The 18,566-nt window shown below is 63.6% G+C and carries 13 protein-coding genes; 3 read left to right on the top strand and 10 right to left on the bottom strand.

Going from position 1 to position 18,566, the window contains the following annotated elements; all coding sequences use genetic code 11:
• Positions 1-137: 137 nt before the first annotated feature.
• The 5 genes from PQR08_RS26290 to PQR08_RS26270 form a co-directional block, all read right to left on the bottom strand.
• Positions 138-1,565: an efflux transporter outer membrane subunit gene (locus PQR08_RS26290; protein ID WP_250487611.1), complete on the bottom strand. Its 1,428-nt coding sequence runs from the start codon at positions 1,563-1,565 to the stop codon at positions 138-140.
• 11 nt (positions 1,566-1,576) lie between these two features.
• The gene (locus tag PQR08_RS26285) at positions 1,577-2,746 is read right to left on the bottom strand and encodes an efflux RND transporter periplasmic adaptor subunit (RefSeq protein WP_250487612.1); all 1,170 of its coding nucleotides are present in this window, start codon (positions 2,744-2,746) and stop codon (positions 1,577-1,579) included.
• Positions 2,747-2,757: 11 nt separating this feature from the next.
• A complete protein-coding gene (locus PQR08_RS26280) occupies positions 2,758-5,946 on the bottom strand; it encodes an efflux RND transporter permease subunit (protein ID WP_250487613.1) in 3,189 nt (1,062 codons plus the stop codon).
• A gap of 179 nt (positions 5,947-6,125) precedes the next feature.
• Positions 6,126-6,254, bottom strand: a complete 129-nt coding sequence (locus tag PQR08_RS26275; protein ID WP_284509263.1) for a hypothetical protein — start codon at positions 6,252-6,254, stop codon at positions 6,126-6,128.
• Positions 6,255-6,392: 138 nt separating this feature from the next.
• Positions 6,393-7,217: an undecaprenyl-diphosphate phosphatase gene (locus PQR08_RS26270; protein WP_250487614.1), complete on the bottom strand. Its 825-nt coding sequence runs from the start codon at positions 7,215-7,217 to the stop codon at positions 6,393-6,395.
• Positions 7,218-7,542: 325 nt separating this feature from the next.
• On the opposite strand from PQR08_RS26270, the gene PQR08_RS26265 reads away from it, so the two are divergent.
• Positions 7,543-9,765, top strand: a complete 2,223-nt coding sequence (locus PQR08_RS26265) for a TonB-dependent receptor (protein ID WP_250487615.1) — start codon at positions 7,543-7,545, stop codon at positions 9,763-9,765.
• A gap of 24 nt (positions 9,766-9,789) precedes the next feature.
• On the opposite strand, the gene PQR08_RS26260 is transcribed toward PQR08_RS26265, so the two are convergent.
• The 4 genes from PQR08_RS26260 to PQR08_RS26245 form a co-directional block, all read right to left on the bottom strand.
• Complete coding sequence (locus PQR08_RS26260) at positions 9,790-10,638, bottom strand: ABC transporter permease subunit (RefSeq protein ID WP_250487727.1); 849 nt, start codon at positions 10,636-10,638, stop codon at positions 9,790-9,792.
• A 23-nt stretch (positions 10,639-10,661) separates the two neighbouring features.
• Positions 10,662-11,441 (bottom strand): taurine ABC transporter ATP-binding protein, encoded by a 780-nt coding sequence (locus tag PQR08_RS26255; RefSeq protein WP_250487616.1) that lies wholly within the window; start codon positions 11,439-11,441, stop codon positions 10,662-10,664.
• A 247-nt stretch (positions 11,442-11,688) separates the two neighbouring features.
• Positions 11,689-12,864 (bottom strand): acyl-CoA dehydrogenase family protein, encoded by a 1,176-nt coding sequence (locus PQR08_RS26250; protein ID WP_250487617.1) that lies wholly within the window; start codon positions 12,862-12,864, stop codon positions 11,689-11,691.
• A gap of 221 nt (positions 12,865-13,085) precedes the next feature.
• Positions 13,086-14,483 (bottom strand): LLM class flavin-dependent oxidoreductase, encoded by a 1,398-nt coding sequence (locus tag PQR08_RS26245; protein WP_250487618.1) that lies wholly within the window; start codon positions 14,481-14,483, stop codon positions 13,086-13,088.
• 248 nt (positions 14,484-14,731) lie between these two features.
• Between PQR08_RS26245 and PQR08_RS26240 the strand changes: the two genes are divergently transcribed.
• The gene (locus PQR08_RS26240; protein ID WP_250487619.1) at positions 14,732-15,490 is read left to right on the top strand and encodes a glutathione S-transferase family protein; all 759 of its coding nucleotides are present in this window, start codon (positions 14,732-14,734) and stop codon (positions 15,488-15,490) included.
• 9 nt (positions 15,491-15,499) lie between these two features.
• Here PQR08_RS26240 and PQR08_RS26235 read toward each other — a convergent pair whose 3' ends face one another.
• The gene (locus PQR08_RS26235; protein WP_250487620.1) at positions 15,500-16,870 is read right to left on the bottom strand and encodes an NAD(P)/FAD-dependent oxidoreductase; all 1,371 of its coding nucleotides are present in this window, start codon (positions 16,868-16,870) and stop codon (positions 15,500-15,502) included.
• Between the two features lie 117 nt (positions 16,871-16,987).
• On the opposite strand from PQR08_RS26235, the gene PQR08_RS26230 reads away from it, so the two are divergent.
• Positions 16,988-18,538, top strand: coding sequence for a bifunctional AfsR/SARP family transcriptional regulator/alpha/beta hydrolase (locus PQR08_RS26230; protein ID WP_250487621.1), 1,551 nt, complete (start codon positions 16,988-16,990; stop codon positions 18,536-18,538).
• The last annotated feature ends 28 nt before the right edge of the window (positions 18,539-18,566 follow it).

Raw genomic sequence — 18,566 nt, 5'->3', positions numbered from 1 at the left:
GCTGCTTTCTTTGGTTACTTTCTTTGCAGCAGCAAAGAAAGTGACTGCCGCCCCGCACAGGGGCAGTGCTAATAGACCACTAAGAAATCGGGATCCAGCGAAAACGCCCTCATCAGGCCACATTGCCAAGCCCGATATCACTGATCTGCGCGTACCCGCCAGTCGCCGCCCAGCGCGACCAGGAGGCCCACGGAGGCGACGGCCCGGCGCGCATCGATCTGCTCGGCGGTGCGTTCGTTGGTGAGCGCAATGGTCTGCGCGGTCACGACATCCAGATAACTCACCGCGCCGGCATCGAAACGATTCGTCACGAGCTTCAGCGAGAGCGTCGCCGCGTCCGACGCGAGCCGCTGACTGCGTGCTTCGTCCGCAAGTGCATTCAGGGCGGTGAGATTGTCCTCGACTTGCTGGAACGAAGTCAGCACGGTCTGTCGGTAATCCGCGACATAGCCGTCATAGCGCGCATGCGCGCTCGCAAGCGATGCCTTCCGACGCCCGCCATCGAACAAGGTGCCCGCAAGCTGCGGACCAAGTGACCAGAAGAGACTCGGCGCGGTGAGCCAGGGCGCGAAGAAGCTCGACTCCAGACCCGCGCTCGCGCTCAGGATCAGATCGGGGAAGAAGGCTGCACGCGCCTCGCCGATTTGCGCATTCGCGGCGAAGACGCGGCGTTCCGCTGCAGCGATGTCCGGCCTGCGTTCGAGCAATTGCGAAGGCAGCGCCTGCGGAATGTCCGGCAACAGGAAGGTTTGCTTGCGCGCGGGTATCGAGAAGGTCGAAGCCGGTTCACCGATGAGCGTCGCAATCGCATGTTCGAGCATCGCGCGTTGCGAAGCGGCCTCGGTCGACTGCGTGCGCGTGCTTTCCAGTTGCGCCTGCGCCTGCGCCACCGCCGATGCATCGATCGCGCCGCTCGCGAGTTGCCGCTTCAGCAGTTGCAGGGCGGCGTCATAAGCGGTGACGGAATCGTCGAGAAGCTGCTTCTGGGTATCGAGCGAGCGCAGATTGAAGTAGTCCACTGCGAGCTGACTCGAAAGCGACAGACGCAGCGCCTCGACATCGGCGGCGCTCGCCTCGGCGCTGGCTTGCGCGTTGAGCGTCGCATCGTGGATGCGGCCGAAAAGATCCGGTTCCCACGATGCCGATACGCCCGTCGAATAGTCGGAGATGGTCTGTCCCGCCAGCGATTTGCCGAGCAGATTCTGCGATGTGCGGTAGCGGCTCTGCGCCACGCCGGCTGTCACTGTCGGGAAGAAACCCGCGCGCTGATAGTCGACCATGGCGCGCGCTTCCTGCAACGAAGAGACGGCTTTCTTCAGCGACTGATTCGAGACGTTCACACGCGCTTCGAGAGCGTCGAGCTGCGGGTCCTTGAATGCCATCCACCAGGGGCCGCGTGGTGTCGAATCGGCGGGAGCGGCAACCGACCATTGCGGTGAGCCCGCGAAATGCGCCGGAACGGCGACCTCCGGTTTCTGATACGGCGGCACGGTCGAGCAAGCGACGAGCGTCACGCAGACGAGGGCAGCGGCGCAACGGCGCAGCGCGAAAGGGACACGTTTCATTCTGTCCTCCTTCACGATGCGCTCGCGGACTTTGCGATCTTCACCGCTTCGCCGCTCGTGATCGCGTCGCCGGGGTTGTCGATCACTTTATCGGACGACTGCACGCCGGTCATGATCTCGACATGCGTGCCGAAATCTCGGCCGAGCGTCACGGTCTTGAGACTGATCCTGTTCGATGCATCGACGGTCGCCACCGTCACGCCGTTCGGCCGGAAAAGCAGGGCGCTCACAGGGAGATCCAGTTTCGGCGTCTGACTGACGAGCTCCAGATGCGCCTGCGCGTAAGCGCCCGGCAACAGGGCGCCATCGGCGTTCGCGACATCCAGCTCGACGCGCAAGGTGCGGGTCACCGGGTCCATTGCGCCGGCATTGCGCGCGACCGTCGCGGGGAAGCGTCGTCCGGGATATTGCTGCGCGGTGAGATAAGCCTGGGTCGTCGAGGTCACGTAGGGCGCATCGCCTTGCGGGACATCGATGAATACGCGCAAGGTATCGCTCTGCACCACATGGAAGAGTTCACCGGTGGTGCCGCCGAGGCCGGGCGTGCCGCCCGCCGTGACGAGCGCGCCCACATCGACACGGCGCGCGCTCACCACGCCATCGAACGGCGCGAGCACTTTCTCGTAGGACACGAGTTCCGTGAGGCGGCGCACGTTGGCTTGCGCGGATGACAACATGGCCTGCTTCGCGAGCATATCGCCCGACTTCGTATCGGCGTCCTGTTGCGACACCGACTGCGTCTTCAGCATGTCCTGCCAGCGTGCGGCCGTGTCCCGCGCATAGACATAGTTCGCTCGCGCGGTGGCTTCGTCGGCGCGTGCCTGCTGCAATTGCGCATCGACTTCGGGTGTCTGAATCACCGCGAGCAATTGCCCTTGCTTCACGTGCGAGCCGATGTCGGCATACCAGTGCTGTACATAACCGCTGGTGCGCGCATAGACCGACGCGTCCGAGTACGCCGACACGGCGCCCGGCAACAACAGTTCCTGCGTCGCCGGAGCCTGGCGCGGCGCGATGACCGATACATTCATCACGCTCTGGACATCGGCCTGCGCGGCGAGCGCGCTCTGTGCGTGCAGGCGCGGAATGATGCCGGCGCCGAGCAGCGCGGCTGCGATCCCGAGAAGGATTAGCGCTGGGAGAAAGCGCCGCTTGGTCGTGTGTTCGTCTTGCTGGTTCATGATGGTCGCTATTAGGCGTCGATAGAAGGATGTGCGCTCGATGCGCCCCTCGCAGCTTGCCGGCGCGCGAGCCACGCATGCACGACGCCGAACACCACGGGCACGAAAAGGAGCGTGGACACCGTGCCGAGCATCAAGCCGCCGATCACCGCGCGTCCGAGCGGCGCGTTCTGTTCGCCGCCATCGCCCAGTCCGAGCGCCATCGGCAGCATGCCGATCAGCATCGCGAGCGCGGTCATCAGCACCGGGCGAAAGCGTGAGAAGCCCGCTTCGATCGCGGCCTGAACCGGTGCCATGCCATTGCTCAAGAGTTCGCGCGCGGCGTTGATCACGAGGATGCTGTTCGCCGTCGCGATGCCGATACAGAGAATCGTCCCGGTGAGCGCCGGCACGCTCAGCGTGGTGCCCGTTGCGAAGAGCATCCACGCGATGCCCGCAAGCGAAGCAGGCAATCCGCCGATGATGATGAGCGGATCGAGCCACGACTGAAAATTCACGACCATCAGCAGATACACGAGCGCGATCGCGAAGACGAGTCCGAAGCCGAGGCCGCTGAACGACTGCGTCATCGACTGGACCTGCCCGCGCATGACGATGGTCGAGCCGCCCGGCAGATGCGCACGGCTCTGTGCGATCAGGCGCGACACGTCCGCGGCGACGCCGCCCAGATCGCGACCCTGCACCGACGCGTAGATATCGAGGACGGGCTGCACGTTGTAATGCGACACCACCGCCTGCTGCGAGCCGCGCTGCATGTTGCCGAGCGACGCCAGAATGCTTTGCGGCGCGCTAGACGCCGCGTGCTGGTCGAGCGGCAGATTGGCGAGCGTCTGCAACGAGTGGATATCGTACTGAGGCACCTGCGCCATGAGCGGATAACTCACGCCGTTCTTCGGATCGAGCCAGAAATTCGGCGTGGTCTGCGAGCTGCCCGAGAGCGAGATCAGCATGTCCTGCGCGATCTGCTTCTGCGTGAGGCCGGCGAGCATGGCCTTGGTGCGATCGACGCGGATGTTGATCGCCGGGGCATCGTCGGGTTGTTGAATGTGCGCATCGACGAGACCGTGCACGCCGCGCATTCTGGCGAGCAGATCGTTGGCCACGGCGCGATTGGCGACCAGGTTCCTGCCGACGATCTGTATGTCGATCGGCGCGGGCTGGCCGAAGTTGAGAATCTGGCTCGTGATGTCGGCGGGCAGAAACGAGAACGTCGTGCCGGGGAACGAAGCGGCCAGCACGCCGCGCAGTTTCGCGACGTAGGATGCGGTCGGCGCATGACCGGGCTTGAGGGCGATCATGATGTCGGCATCTTCCGAACCGATAGGCGCCGACGACGAATACGTGAGGTTGATGCCGCTCACCGGCAGGCCGATGTTATCGAGCAGCGACGCCTCTTCGGACTTCGGTATCACGGTGCGGATTTTCGCTTCCACCTGATCGGCGAGCCGCGCGGTCTCTTCGATGCGCGTGCCCGTCGGCGCGCGCATATGCAGGCGAATCTCGCCGGTATCGACACTGGGAAAGAAGTCGCGCCCTGCAAATGGAATCAGCGCCATCGAGGCCGCGCAGAAGAGCGCGAAGATCAGGATGACCGTGCGCGGCCGGCCCGTGTTATTCGTGAGCGCGGCCTTGTATCGCAGGCGCAGGCGCTCGAAGCGATGTTCGAACGCCGCTTGCCCGCGCGAGAGAAACGCAAGCCGCCCAACCGGCGCCTGCTTCGAGCGTGCCTTGAGCAAGTACATGGCGAGCGTCGGGATCAGCGTGCGCGAGAAGAAGTACGACGCGCACATCGCGAACACGACCGCTTCGGCCATCGGCACGAAGAGATAGCGCGCCACGCCCGACAGCATGAACATCGGCGCGAACACGATGCAGATGGAAAGCGTCGAAACGAAAGTGGGCACGGCGATCTCGCCTGAGCCGTTGAGAATGGCATCCGCGAGCGGCGCGCCGTTCTCCAGGTGATGCGTGATGTTTTCGATCGCGACGGTCGCATCGTCCACCAGGATGCCGACGGCGAGCGCGAGTCCGCCCAGCGTCATGATGTTGATGGTCTCGCCGAGCGCGGACAGCGCCAGCAGCGAAGTGATGACCGACAGCGGAATCGTCACCGCGATGATGAGCGTCGCGCGCCAGCTCCCGAGAAAGAGCAGGATCATCATCGCGGTCAGGCACGCGGCGATGAGCGCCTCGCGCACCACACCGAGAATCGCGGACTTGACGAACACCGACTGATCCGCGAGCGGCACGATATGCAGCGCCTTGGGCAAGCCCGCCGAGATCGTGGGCAGCATCGACTTGATCTGCTGGATGATGGTCAGCGTGGACGTGCTGCCGGTCTTCTCGACAGTCAGCAGCGCGGCGCGCTTGCCGTCGCTGCGCACGATGTTGGTCTGCGGCGCATAGCCGTCGCGCACCTGCGCCACGTCGCGCAGATAGACCACGCCGCCGTTGACCGCCTCGATGGGCAAGTCGTTGAGCGCGGCGACGCTCTCGGTGCTGCCGTTCATCTGGACGTTGTATTCGCGCGTGCCGATCTTCGCGGTACCGCCCGGCAGAATCAGGTTCTGCACGTTCACCGCGTTGACGATATCGCTCGGCGAAAGATTGCGCGCCTGGAGCTTGCGCGGATCGATATCGATCATGATCTGGCGAATCTTGCCGCCATAGGGCAGCGGCACGGCCGCGCCCTGCACGGTGGCGAGTTGCGTGCGCACGAAGCTGTTGCCGAGGTCGTACAGCGATTGTTCCGGTAGCGTCGCACTGGTCAGGCCCAGTTGCAGGATGGGCACGGTGGACGCGTTATACGTGATGATATTGGGCGGCAGCGTGCCGGGCGGCAGCACCCGCAGGATCGACGCCGAGCTGGATGTCGCTTGCGCCACTGCACGATTGATGTCCGCGCCGGGGTGAAAGAAGATCTTGATGATCGACACGCCATTGAGCGATTGCGACTCCACGTGCTCGATATTCTCGATATCCGACGTCAGCGCGCGCTCATAGTTGGTCGTGATGCGGCGGGCCATGTCCTCGGCTGAAAAGCCGTTATAGGACCAGACGATGCTGACCACCGGGATATTGATGTTGGGGAAGATATCGGTCGGCGTGCGCAGAATCGTCAGCGGGCCGATGCTGAACAGCAGCAGCGCCAGAACGATGAAGGTATAGGGCCGCCGAAGGGCCAGGCGAACGATCCACACGAGCAGTATCCACGGTTGTTACCCGACGCCAGAAGGCGCCGGGTCTTGTGATTGCACAACGGGATGGAGTGTGCGGGCGGCCGCCTTACCTGATACTGTCCGTTAAATGACAAGCTTGTAATCTGCGTCGGCGTGTGGCGACGCCGTTCGCCCGGAGCCGAGCGTGTACCGGACCGTCTTCAGGCGAAGCGTCCGTGCCGTCGCGCGGTCTCGCTAAGCTCGATCCGCTCGAAAAACCGGCCCATCGACACGGTTAACAATGCGCCCAGCGAGACGGCGTAGACGGAGCCAATGATCAGTGTCAGCATGAAAATATCCTCGAGAGTGATTCGATTGATTGAGGCGCTCGCGAAGCGTTCTTTTTATAAAATCGACGTCGCGCCTTCAATCAAATTGCTACCGAATCCTTAGCAGGGTCTTAGTACGAGCATACTGTCCAAGGCCCGTCAATCGGCCCAGTTGACCCAGCCGAAGTGCGCCGTCACCAGCACCGCGACGCCGAACGCGATCCGATACCACGCGAACGGCACGAAGTCATGCGTTGCCACATAGCGCAGCAGCCAGCGCACGCACACCCATGCGCTCAGGAACGAGAAGATCAATCCGACGGCGAACAAAGGCGCGTCGGTCGCCGAGAGCAGATGACGTTCCTTGAAGAGGCTGTACGCGCCTGCGCCGATGAGTGTGGGTATCGCGAGAAAGAAGCTGAACTCGGTCGCCGCGTTGCGGCTCAGTCCGACCAGCATTCCGCCGATGATGGTCGATCCCGAACGGCTGACGCCTGGAACAAGCGCGAGACATTGCAGGAGGCCGACCTTGAGCGCATCGAACGGCGACATGTCGTCGACGGTGAAAACGCGCACCGTGCTCTTGGGGCGGCGCTCGGCCCACAGGATCACCAGCGCGCCCGCGATGAAGGACGTGGCCACGACCGTCGGAGTGAAGAGATGCGCCTTGACCGCCTTGCCCACGAGAAGACCGATCACCACCGCGGGCAAAAACGCGATCAGCACGTTCAGCACGAAACGCCGCGCGCGCGATGAATCGCCGAGTGCGGCGGCGGTGTCCACGAGACGGCGCCAATAGAACAGGATCACGGCGAAGATGGCGCCCGTCTGGATCGCGATGTCGAATACCTTGGCCTTCTCGCTGGTGAAGTCGAGCAGCGACCCGGCCAGGATCAGATGCCCGGTCGACGAGATCGGCAGAAACTCCGTCAACCCTTCGACGATTCCCATGATCGCGGCTTTGACGAGTAACAACGTATCCATGTGCATTCCGGTCTGGTTTTTTGATTGGTATGAGTTCGCTCGGGCTCACGCGTCGAGTCAGGCGGCACTCTGCCGGGGTTTACTTAGACGTTGCTTAGTGACCTCTGTTTACTTAGCGTAATCTTTCATTTTTACTGTTTCGCCTTATATGGCGGGGCATTTCGGCAAATGCACGTCCGAAGACGTTTACACCTTTGTAAATAAACATTACAATCCGTCGCGTCAGTTATTGAGGATGATTCTCATTAACCGAATCTAACGCGATCCGTCTCGCGCCCGTCCGCTCCATGCAACGTGGGGCTTCATCCTTCTTCACATTGTCACCATGCCCGCTCTGTTAAAGACGCGGACGCGTCTGCTCGCGTCCGTCGGTGCTCTTTATTGCGCAAGTTTTCTCGCTCCGTCCCAGGCCGTCGCGCAGTCCGTGTCGACGCCAGGCTCGAACGACGCTTCGCCCCAATCCTTGCCCGCGGTTCAGGTGAATGCGACCACGGCGCAATCCGACCTGCAGACGAAGGAACTGCCTTCGTACAAATTCACCGCGCCGCTGCTGGACACGCCGCGCTCGATCACGGTCATTCCCGAAGAACTCATCAAGGAAACCAACGCGACGACCTTCGCCGATGCGCTCAAGACCGTGCCGGGCATCACGTTCCTCGGCGGTGATGCGGCAGCGAATCCGTCGGCGGACCGGCCGGTGATCCGCGGCTTCGAATCGCGCAATTCGATTTTCGTCGATGGCATTCGCGACTCGGGCGTGCAGAACCGCGAGACGTTCGACATCGAGAGCATCACGGTGATCAAGGGTCCGGACTCCGTGTATGCGGGGCGCGGCGCGGTGGGCGGTTCGATCGACATCGAAACCAAGATGCCGAAGAACGAAAACTTCATCAACGGCAGCGCGGGCATCGGAACCGATGCATACAAGCGCCTGACGCTCGATGTGAACCAGAAGTTCGCCGGCGACAACGCGTTCCGCTTTAACGCGATGGGCTTCGATGCCAATCAGGCGGGCCGCAATAACGTCTATAGCAAGCGCTGGGGCATCGCGCCGTCCGTCGCATTCGGCCTGAACAGTCCGACGACGGTCACGCTCAGCTACTACCATCTGAATAGCTATGACATGCCCGATTTCAGCGTGCCGTTCCGCTCGACGGGCGGCACGCCGATCAACAGCGATCGCGGCCAGTTCTACGGCCTCAACAACCGCGATTATCGCTATGGGCAGACGGACACGGGCGAGGTGCGCATCGAGCATCGCTTCAACGAAAATCTGAAGCTCAGAAACACGACGATGTTCGGCCGGTCCACGCTCGATTACATCGCGACGAATCCACAGTTGACGAGCCCGACGTCGAACATCCTCAGCCTGCAGGCGAAGAGCGGCAAGTACGCAACCAACAGCATCACGAACCAGACCGAACTGACCGGCAAGGCGACACTCCTCGGCATGCAGCACACGATGACGGGCGGCGTCGAGTTCAGTCACGAGCACAGCCTCTATGAAGGCTATCTCGTCTCGGATAGCGCCGGAAACAATATCCGTACGGGCGGTCCGTGTTCGGTGGCATACAACTGCACGCCGGTCAACGCGTGGAACCCGGACAATCCGTGGCTCGGCAGCGTTCTGCTCAACGGCGACAAGGCCTTTCCTGGCGCGGCGACGCATACGCAGACCAATACCGCATCCGCGTATCTCTTCGATAGCGTGAAGATCACGGACCGATGGATCTTCAACGCGGGCGCGCGTTTCGACCGCTTCGACGTCACCTCGACTCAGGCAGGCGCGAAAGACCTCTCCAACAACTCGAATCTCTTCAGCTATCAGCTCGGCCTCGTGTACAAGCTGATGCCGACAGTGAGCCTGTACACGTCGTACGGCACGTCCGCGAATCCGCCGGGTGCGAACGCGGGTCTCGGCGGCGGCACGGATCAGCTCACGGCCACGAATCAGGATCTGTCGCCGGAACGCAGCCGCAACATCGAAGTGGGCGCGAAGTGGGACGTGCTGGATCGGCTGTCGATGAACCTCGCGCTGTTCCAGACCGACAAGACCAACGCGCGCGTAAGCGACGGCCTCGGCGGAACGATCAACGCGGGCCATCAGCGCGTGCGCGGCGTCGAAGTCGGAACCGCGGGCAATATCACGGGCAAGTGGAGCGTCTTCGGCGGCTACTCGTATCTGGATGCGATCACGGTCGACGCGGGCGCGGCCAGCGCGGCATCGTCTGGTCTGCCGATGGTGATGGTGCCCAAGCACAACTTCACGCTCTGGTCGTTCTATGACGTGCTGCCGAAGCTGAAGGTCGGCGCGGGCGCGACGATCGCGAGCAAGTCCTACGCGTCGGTTTCGCCGACGGTGCTCAAGTGGACGCCCGGCTACGCGCGCTTCGATGCGGTGGCGACGTATCACGTCGCGAAGAGCGTGGACTTGCAGTTGAACGTGAACAACATCTTCGACCGCAAGTACTTTTCGAGCGCGTACCCGATCTATGCCACCTGGGCGCCGGGACGCTCCGCGATGCTGACGCTCAACTTCTATCAGTAACGTCACCTTCGACTTGCGCGCGGCTCAACGCCCCTTCCACGGCACGAGCCGCCGTTCCAGCGCGCGCATACCGAAGTCGAAGATCCACGCGATCGCGCCGATCAGCACGATGCCCATCACCACCACGTCGGTGCGCAGAAAGCTCGATGCATTGAGCACCATCTGCCCGAGGCCAGCGGTGGCCGCGACCATCTCGGCGGCGACGAGCGTGGTCCATCCGAAACCCACGGCGATGCGCAGGCCCGTGAGTATCTCGGGCAACGCGGCGGGCAGCACGACGTGCCACACGACCTGCCGGAAGTTCGCGCCGAGCGACCACGCCGCGTTCACTTGCTCGGCTGTCGCGCTCTTCACGCCGGCGCGCGCGGCCATCGCGATCGGCGCGAAGCACGCGAGCCAGATCACGACGATCTTCGCGGTCTCGTCGATACCAAAGTAGATGACGACGAGCGGCAGATACGCGAGCGGCGGCAGCGGCCGATAGAACTCCAGCGGCGGATCGAGCACGCCGCGCGCGATGCGGCTCACGCCCATCAGAATGCCGACAGGCACCGCCGTGACGACCGCCAGCGCGAATGCGCCGAACACGCGGATCGCGCTCCACAAGAGATGTTCGGAGAGCGGCAGGCCGCCCTGGAGCCGCCCATGCAACGCATCGACGAATGCCTGCCAGACGGCTTCGGGCGAGGGCAGAAAGAGCGGCGGCAGCCAATGAAAATGCGTGGCGGCCCACCACAGCAACGCGAGCGTCGCGACGCACAGCGCGCTGGGCAGCGCGGTCGGGCCCGCGCCCGGCATGCCGCGATACTGCGCGCGTCGTTTCGCGCGGGCGGCGCGTCGTGTGGTCGGCTGCGTCGTGGCGGCGCGCGGCAGCGGGACTTCGTGTGCGGGATGAGTCACGCCACCTCCGTATCGGTGCGATGCAGGCGGCGCGTCAGCCGCTCGCGCCACTCGATGAACGCGGGCGACGACTTCACCGCGCGGGCATCGCGGTTACGGATGTAGTCGCGCGAAAAGGGCAGCTCGTGGACTTCCTCGATGCGTCCGGGGCCGGGCGTCATCAGCACGAGGCGCGTGGCCAGAAAGAGCGCTTCCTCCACGCTGTGCGTGATGAAGAACACCGTCTTGCCGGTGCGCGCCCACACGTCGAGCACGAGTTCCTGCACGTTCTCGCGCGTGAGGGCGTCGAGCGCGCCCATCGGCTCGTCCATCAACAGCACTTCGGGATCGCTCGCGAGCGCCCGCGCAATCCCGACGCGTTGCTGCATGCCGCCCGAAAGCGCGTAGACCTTCGCCTGCTCATGCTGCGCGAGGCCGACGAGCGCGAGCGTGCGACGCGCGATCTCGCGGCGCTCGTCGCGCTTCACGCCGCGAAAGCGCAGGCCGAGCGCGACGTTGTCGATGACATTGAGCCACGGCATCAGCGCATGTTTCTGGAACACGACGCCACGCTCGGCGCCGGGCCCGGCGATCGGCTCGCCGTTGAGCGATGCGTCGCCTTCGGTCGGCTCCAGAAAGCCGGCGAGGCAGTTGAGCAGCGTGGTCTTGCCGCAGCCCGATGCACCGAGCGCCACCACGAACTCGCCGCTGCCGATCTGCAAGTCGACGCCCTTCAACGCGGGCGTGCTCGCGCCTTCGTAGGTGACGCCGAGATTGCGGATGGAAAGCGACGTCATTTCGCCCCGCCAACGATCAGCGTGCGGCGATGGATAGCAGGTTTCATGGCGCGGACGAAGTGATGTAGAGAAGCCTTCGACTATAGGCACTCTGCATGCCGCCGCTACGAATCAATCATGCGTAGCAAATCACGCGTCGCGTGATTCGCATATACGGCCGGCCGTACTTCGAACCGTTCGATGCGAGCGGTCATCACTTGCCGACGAAGCGAAGCGCGCCACGCGACGACCGCATGGCGCGCGACGCTCACGAATAGAACGAAGGCTTCGGAATCTTTTCGTTGAGCGCCCAGTCGCCCAGTTCGCGCACTTTGTAGTCGATCGGATCGTGCAGCGTATGCACACGCACGTTGCGCCAGAACCGGTCGAGGCGCAATGCCGCCGTGGTCGAGCGCGCGCCCGTCACTTCGAACATGCGATGCGCGACCTCCAGCCCTGCGCGCGCCGCCGCCACTTTCGATGCCGCCACGGCGACCGCCACTTCGCCGCGCTCATGTTCGGTCAGGTCGAGTCCGCGCGACCACGCGCGGTCGAATGCCTGCATTGCACGCTCGACGAAGAGGCGCGCGCCTTCGAGCGCGACCCAGAAGTCGCCGTAATGCGCGAGCACGTAGGGATCGTCGGCGGGACGTTCTGCGGCCGATGCGATCCACGGCCGCGTCTGCGCGAGCGTCGCGTCGCGCGCGGCCTGCAACGCCCCTTCGCCGATGCCCAGATAGATGTGGCTCAGGATCGACTGCGCGAGCAGCGGCCGTAGCGTGGCGAACGGGCTGGAGAGCGGTCCGGGCTGAAGCAGCAGTTCGTCCGTGGCGATGGGCACGCGCTCGAACACCACCGTGCCGCTGTCGGTCTGACGCTGACCCATGTTGTCCCAGTCGTCGAGCACGGTGATGCCCGCGCGATTCGTCGGCGTCACGCCGATGAGCAGACGCCCGTCGCCGTCGAAAGCGGAAGCGAGCAACTGGTCCGAATCGCGCGCGCCGGAACAGAAGCTCTTGCGGCCGTCGAAGACAAAGCCGCCGGAGTCATCGGGCAGGGCGCGCGTGCTCTTGTCGAGCGGATTGAGCGCATTGCCCCAGAACCACCCTCGCTCGACGGTCTCGGCGAGCCAGCGGCGAATCTGCGTGTCGCTTCCGAACAGACGGATCGTCGCCAGTTGCAGGTGATGGAACGCGAAGAGATGCGCGAGCGAACTGTCGACCTGCGCCATGCGCCGCACGACATCGAGGGTCGTCGACCAGTTCGCGCCGTCGCCGCCGAACTCCACCGGAATCGAAAGCCTGAGCAGGCCGCTTTCGCGAAGCAGGTTGCGTTCATGAAAAGCGGTGCCGCCCGACTTGTCGCGCGCGGCGGCCGTCTTCGCCCACTCCTTTAATACCGCGTTCAACGGCTCGATCCATGCGGCGTCGTCGGTACGACTCATTGCGCTATCTCCTGATTGTCACGGTTTCGCCGATGCGGAAAACCATTCGTTGATTTGGCTTTTCGTGGCCGGTTTGCTGCGTCGCGTCCATTGCAGACGCGAGAGCCACATGAAGGAGTTTCGCCGATTGCGAGCCAGCGTGCTGGTCATCGCGTCGCGTTCGCTTCGTTCGAAGAGAGCTTCATCCTCGAAGCGGCTCTGGAGCAGAGGCATCGAATGACTCATCGCGCGTGTGTCGTCGTTGCGTCAGACAGATCGCGAAAGCTCGCGGCCGTGTGACGCGGCCCGAGCCGCGCGCCATCGCCGAAAAGTTTTTCACGCAGCGTTCCCTGCGCATACGAAGTCTTGTAGATGCCGCGCGACTGCAATTCGGGAATGACGAGATCGATGAAATCCTCGTAGCTTTCCGGCGTCACCGTGCGCGCGAGATTGAAGCCGTCGACGCCGGCTTCATCGACCCAGGATTGCAGCGCGTCGGCCACCTGCACGGCATCGCCGACGATGGTCGTATAGCGTCCGCCCAGTTGCATCTGGTCGAGCAGATGCCGCACCGTGATGCCGCGCTTGCCGTCGGTCACGCGCTGCACCGATGATTCGATGCCGCGTCCCTTGTGGCCGCCGGGAGGCGCGAGTTCGTCGTCGGGCGCGTAAGTGGAATAGTCGATGCCGCTGCCCGCCGCGAAGTGTGCCAATCCTGCCTCGGGGCTCGCATACCGCGCGTATTCGGCGTACTTCTCCTCGGCCTCGCGCTGCGTGCGGCCGACCACCACGGTGATGCCCATGACGATCTTCAGATCGCTGGCGGCGCGTCCGGCCGCGACCGCCTGCGCGCGCAACGCGTCGACCAGCTTGCGCGTGCCTTCCTTGCTCTGGCTCGACACGAACACGCATTCGGCGTGACGCACGGCGAACGCCTGACCGCGCCCCGACGATCCCGCCTGGAACAGCACCGGCGTGCGCTGCGGCGAAGGCTCGCACAGGTGATAGCCTTCGACGTCGTAATAGCGGCCGCGATGCCGGACCTTGCGGACTTTCGCGGGATCGGCGAACACGCGGCCTTCACGGTCGCGCCGCACGGCGTCGTCCTGCCAGCTTCCTTCCCAAAGCTTGTAGAGCACGTCGAGATATTCGTCGGCGCGGTCGTAGCGCTCGTCGTGCGGAATCATTTCGGCGCCGCCCATCGCGCGCGCGGCGCTGTCGAGATAACCCGTCACGATGTTCCAGCCGATGCGGCCTTCGGTCAGATGATCGAGCGTCGAGAAGCGCCGCGCGAGCAGATAGGGCGCTTCATACGAGAGATTCACCGTGATGCCGAAACCGAGATGCTGCGTGGCGGCGGCCATCGCGGAGACGAGCATCATCGGATCGTTCACGGGCAACTGCACCGATTCCTTGAGCGTGACATCGACCGATTGCCGATAGATGTCGTAGACGCCGACGATATCCGCGATGAACAGTCCGTCGAACAGGCCGCGTTCGAGCAGCTTGGCGAGACCGGTCCAGTAGGAAAGCTTCCGATAGTCCGTCGAACGATCGCGTGGATGGGTCCACAGGCCATGATTGATATGGCCGACGCAGTTCATGTTGAACGCGTTCAGAATGATGTGCTTCTTGGTCATGGAAGGACGGGCGTGAAATTCAGGCGACGCCGATGCGCCATTGTGATTCGTGAAGCGAAGATTATCAGCAACGACCGCGCCGACGCTAAACGACGAATTGTCAGAAGCTAAGGTGAAATCGTCGTGACACGGCAGCTTGAGGCATTCGAAATATTTCTCGATTGCCTGTGGCGTGCTGTCGTCGGAAGGTTCAGACTCATTGAGTCCGTACCAACGCGTGGACGAGAGCATCCGTCATGGAGGAAAACATGCGCAAGCTGTTCTTCACAACAGGATCGCCCTTCGCGCGTGCCGTACGCATCGTGCTCGTCGAAAAAGGACTCGACTTCGAGCGTGAGGAAACCTACACGACGCCCAGCGCCGAAGAACGTGCGAAGGTGGCGCCCACTCTGCAAGTTCCTACATTGGTCGATGGCGAGCTGACCTTGTGGGATTCGGCCGTGATCATCGACTATCTCATGTCGAGTTATGCGGGGAGTCCTGTGCCCCAAGGCATGCCGCCGCTTGCGACTGATTACGTGCGCGCGACGGAAGGCTGGCACGACAAGCTCGTCCTCGCCACGTTGCAAACCTTCGGCGTGTCGACGACGACGGTGTCGCAACTGCAATGGTCCGGAGTCCGGCATGAAGAGAACGGACATGCCGCGCGATGCGCCATTCGCAATCAGCATCTTCTCGACTGGTTCGAGGCGCAGCTCGTTAGCGCCGACGACGGTTTCGTCGCCGGCGTGGTTTCCGCTCAGGACATCCTGCTTGCATGTTTGTGTCACTTCATCGAACGTCGGCCACTGCGATTATCGTGGCGGTCTCCATCTCGGCCCAAGGTCGAGTCGTTGGTGGCGCGAATGGAAAGACGATCGTCTTTCCAGCAGGAGGGCGCGCTTTGGTGGGAGCCGGGCGTGACGTATGCAACCGTCGCTGAAGTGGAATGGGCGAGCCGTAAAACCATTTACGACGGGCCCAGCTTCAGCGACTGGTCCGCGCAGTCCGCAGGTTCCAGACAATAACCGCCCACGCTATTGCGCCTCGTTGGTTCGATTGCAGGCGAGCGCATGAATTGGCACGGGCCACCGGTTACCCTGCCAGACGCGTCTGACGATCGCGGGGCTGAACAGCGACGACGGCGGCATCATCAGGTTGACGACCTTCAGAAACGCGGTCGCCAACGTGCTGTCCCGTGTCGCAGCGAGATGAAGTTTGCCGATGTACCAGTTGATGAAGCGCATCGCCGGCGAGCGCGCGCCCTTGACGTCCGGATGGCGGAGATCGTTGCCGACCGCGATGTCCCACGGAATATCGACGATCCTTGCAGCCGCCGCGAAGAATCGACGCGCAAGGCCGGTCGAGCCCGCGCGCAGGCACTGATGCAGCGTCAGCGCTTCCTCTGCCGCAACCGTCATGCCCTGGCCGTAGACAGGGTTGAAGCTGCAGATGGCGTCGCCGAAAACCAGGTAATTGTCGGGGAAGCGCGCGAGCCTTTCGTACCGTCGGCGCAGGCTGGAAACGTGGCGGTAGCGCCTGTAATCGGTCAGCGGCTCCGCACTTGCGACGACGTCATGAATCTCCATGGTCGGCAGCGTCGCCAGATATGCGAGAAAGCCCGCGTCGTTGTCCGGGGCGTCGTCGCCAAGATAACCCCCGGCGCTAACGATCCAGGTTTCGTCTTCCTGTGCGAGCATGACGCCGTTGCGCCAGTTCGGCGCGCTGCCCGCGACGACGATACCGTGCTTGCCGTCGAGATCGCCCGGCCGGCGCCGATAGGTACGGGTCATATAGCAGATGCCGATCTCGACCTTCTCATCGGCGGGTGAAGGGTAGCCGAGCGCTTCGAGCCACGCGGGACTGGATGAGCCACGACCGGTCGCATCGACGACGAGGTCCGCTTCGATCATCTCTTCCGGCTTGCCCTCGGCACATGCGCGCACGCCCGTCACGCGCTTGCGAGCGGGGTCGGTGACAAGCGCCCGCACTGCGCAATGTTCGATGGCATGCACGTTGGACAACCCCAGAAGCCGCCGACGCAGATGGCCTTCGAGCACCGGACGGCTCGCAAGCAGACCGATCAGGTCGCTTGCGCCGTTGGCAAGCCTGACGTTGCGGCCGATCCAGATCACATCGTTGGCTACATCGCCGATCAGACCGCCGCTTTGCGTGACGACGTCATCGTTATATCCGGGGAAGAATTCCTCGAAGATCGCACTGCCGCGTGCAAGGAGCCCGTGCGTGTGACGACCCTGCGGCACGCCCTTGCGCGCGCTGTCCGCAGCAGGAAACGCATCGCGCTCGAGCACGGTGACGCTGGTATAGAAATCCGACAGTACGCGGGCGGCCAGAAGCCCACCTACGCCGGCGCCGATCACGATCGCATGCTCGCCCAGTTTCTTCATGGCAATCCTCCAGTTCAGTCTGTCGCGATGAGCCCGGCGGCCATCGTTTGCAGGCAAATGCTAGGATTGCGTCGTCCCCTGAGCGTCCCCCGGACGCCGTCGTCGAGAGCTTCCTTCATGGCTTTGTTCAGCGTGCGAACGCTTGGATTTCCGGAGATTCGTCGGGACGGCCGGCCGTGCCAACTGGCTTTGCGCAAGGGCCTGGCTCTGCTGGTCTATCTGGCCGAAGCGAAGACGTCGGTCGGGCGCGACGCCTTCGCGACGATGCTGTGGCCGGAAGGCGCCGAAGAAGTCGTGCGGGCGCGGCTGCGGCGTCTGTTGCATCGTCTCCAGCTTTCGCTCGGCGAGAACGTTCTGACTATCGACCGCTCGACAGTTCGATGGTCGGAGTCGATCGGCCTGCAAGTGGATTCCCGGCTATTCGAAGAGGCCTGCGACCGCGGCGAGTTCGAGCGGGCGTGCCGCGAGTATTCGGGCGATTTTCTCGAGGGTTTTTCGCCCGGCGACTGCCCGGAGTTCGACGAGTGGGCTTTCTTTCGCCGCGAAGCATTGCGGGGCCGGGCGATCCAGGCGCTCGAGCGCGTGGTGCAGGACAAGAACGCGGCCGGTGACTATGCCGCGGCGGCCGTGCATGCCGGCCGTCTTGTCGAGTTCGATCCGCTCAGCGAAGTGTATGGCCGTCATCTGATCCGCAACCTTCTGCTTGCCGGCGACAGGGCCACGGCCCAGCGGCACTTCGAGGCCCTGACACGTCGCCTTCGCGACGAGCTTTGCGTGACGCCCGAATCCGAGACGCGCGCGCTGCTGAGCGACAGCGCAACGTTGACCATCGACGATCCGCCGTCGACGCGCTACGTGAGCGGCGGCGGTGTCCATCTCGCATTCCAGACCTACGGCGTCGGCCGGATCGATGTTCTGCTTCTGCCCGGTTTCGTCTCCCATGTCGAGCGGGTGTGGGAGGAGCCGCGTTGCCGGGCGTTCCTGTCCGCCCTCGCCAGAATGGGCCGTCTCATCCTGCTCGATCGTCGCGGTGTCGGACTCTCGGACCGGGTCGGGTTCAATCCCGGCGTCGACGCAACCGCGCAGGACATCGGCACGGTACTCGACGCCGCCGGCAGCCGTCGGGTCGTTCTGTTCGGTGCGTCGGAGGGCGGGCCGGCGTGCATCAAGTTTGCCGTCGATCACCCCGATCGCGTCGCCGGCCTCATTCTGTTCGGCTCCCTGGCGAAAGGAACCGCGACGCATGACTATCGCCACGCGCTGCTGGCGGCGCAGTATGACGAGTGGCTGCGGCAACTCATTGCAAGCTGGGGCGGGCCTGCGGGCATTGAGACATTCGCGCCGAGCCTGTCCGGCGATCCTCAGGCGAGAGCCTGGTGGGCAGGCATGCTTCGGGCTGCGTCGAGCCCGGGAGCCATCAAGGGCGTGCTGGAGGCGTTGCGCGATATGGATGTGCGGCATCTTCTGGGCCGGATTTCCGTCCCGACGCTGGTGCTGCACCGTCGCGACGACCGCGCAGTTCGCATCGGCGCGGGCCGCCATCTCGCCAGCCATATCGCGCATGCGCGATTCGTCGAACTCGCTGGGGCGGATCACTGGGCTTTCGCCGGAGATCAACGACCTGTCCTGGACAACGTCAGGCAGTTCGTCGAAAGTCTTGCGGCCTAAGTGCGAACGGAGGGCAGACAGACTAGTT

It is taken from the genome of Caballeronia jiangsuensis (assembly GCF_046030135.1).
Lineage (GTDB): Bacteria > Pseudomonadota > Gammaproteobacteria > Burkholderiales > Burkholderiaceae > Caballeronia > Caballeronia jiangsuensis.
Note: the sequence above shows the minus strand (reverse complement) of the source record. Positions and strands in the feature narration are given on the sequence as shown.

What these genes read in the sequence shown, in the direction of transcription:
- PQR08_RS26290 (WP_250487611.1), bottom strand. Translation starts at nt 1,565, where the DNA reads ATGAAACGTGTCCCTTTCGCGCTGCGCCGTTGCGCCGCTGCCCTCGTC.
- PQR08_RS26285 (WP_250487612.1), bottom strand. Translation starts at nt 2,746, where the DNA reads ATGAACCAGCAAGACGAACACACGACCAAGCGGCGCTTTCTCCCAGCG.
- PQR08_RS26275 (WP_284509263.1), bottom strand. Translation starts at nt 6,254, where the DNA reads ATGCTGACACTGATCATTGGCTCCGTCTACGCCGTCTCGCTGGGCGCA.
- PQR08_RS26270 (WP_250487614.1), bottom strand. Translation starts at nt 7,217, where the DNA reads ATGGATACGTTGTTACTCGTCAAAGCCGCGATCATGGGAATCGTCGAA.
- PQR08_RS26265 (WP_250487615.1), top strand. Translation starts at nt 7,543, where the DNA reads ATGCCCGCTCTGTTAAAGACGCGGACGCGTCTGCTCGCGTCCGTCGGT.
- PQR08_RS26255 (WP_250487616.1), bottom strand. Translation starts at nt 11,441, where the DNA reads ATGACGTCGCTTTCCATCCGCAATCTCGGCGTCACCTACGAAGGCGCG.
- PQR08_RS26250 (WP_250487617.1), bottom strand. Translation starts at nt 12,864, where the DNA reads ATGAGTCGTACCGACGACGCCGCATGGATCGAGCCGTTGAACGCGGTA.
- PQR08_RS26245 (WP_250487618.1), bottom strand. Translation starts at nt 14,483, where the DNA reads ATGACCAAGAAGCACATCATTCTGAACGCGTTCAACATGAACTGCGTC.
- PQR08_RS26240 (WP_250487619.1), top strand. Translation starts at nt 14,732, where the DNA reads ATGCGCAAGCTGTTCTTCACAACAGGATCGCCCTTCGCGCGTGCCGTA.
- PQR08_RS26235 (WP_250487620.1), bottom strand. Translation starts at nt 16,870, where the DNA reads ATGAAGAAACTGGGCGAGCATGCGATCGTGATCGGCGCCGGCGTAGGT.
- PQR08_RS26230 (WP_250487621.1), top strand. Translation starts at nt 16,988, where the DNA reads ATGGCTTTGTTCAGCGTGCGAACGCTTGGATTTCCGGAGATTCGTCGG.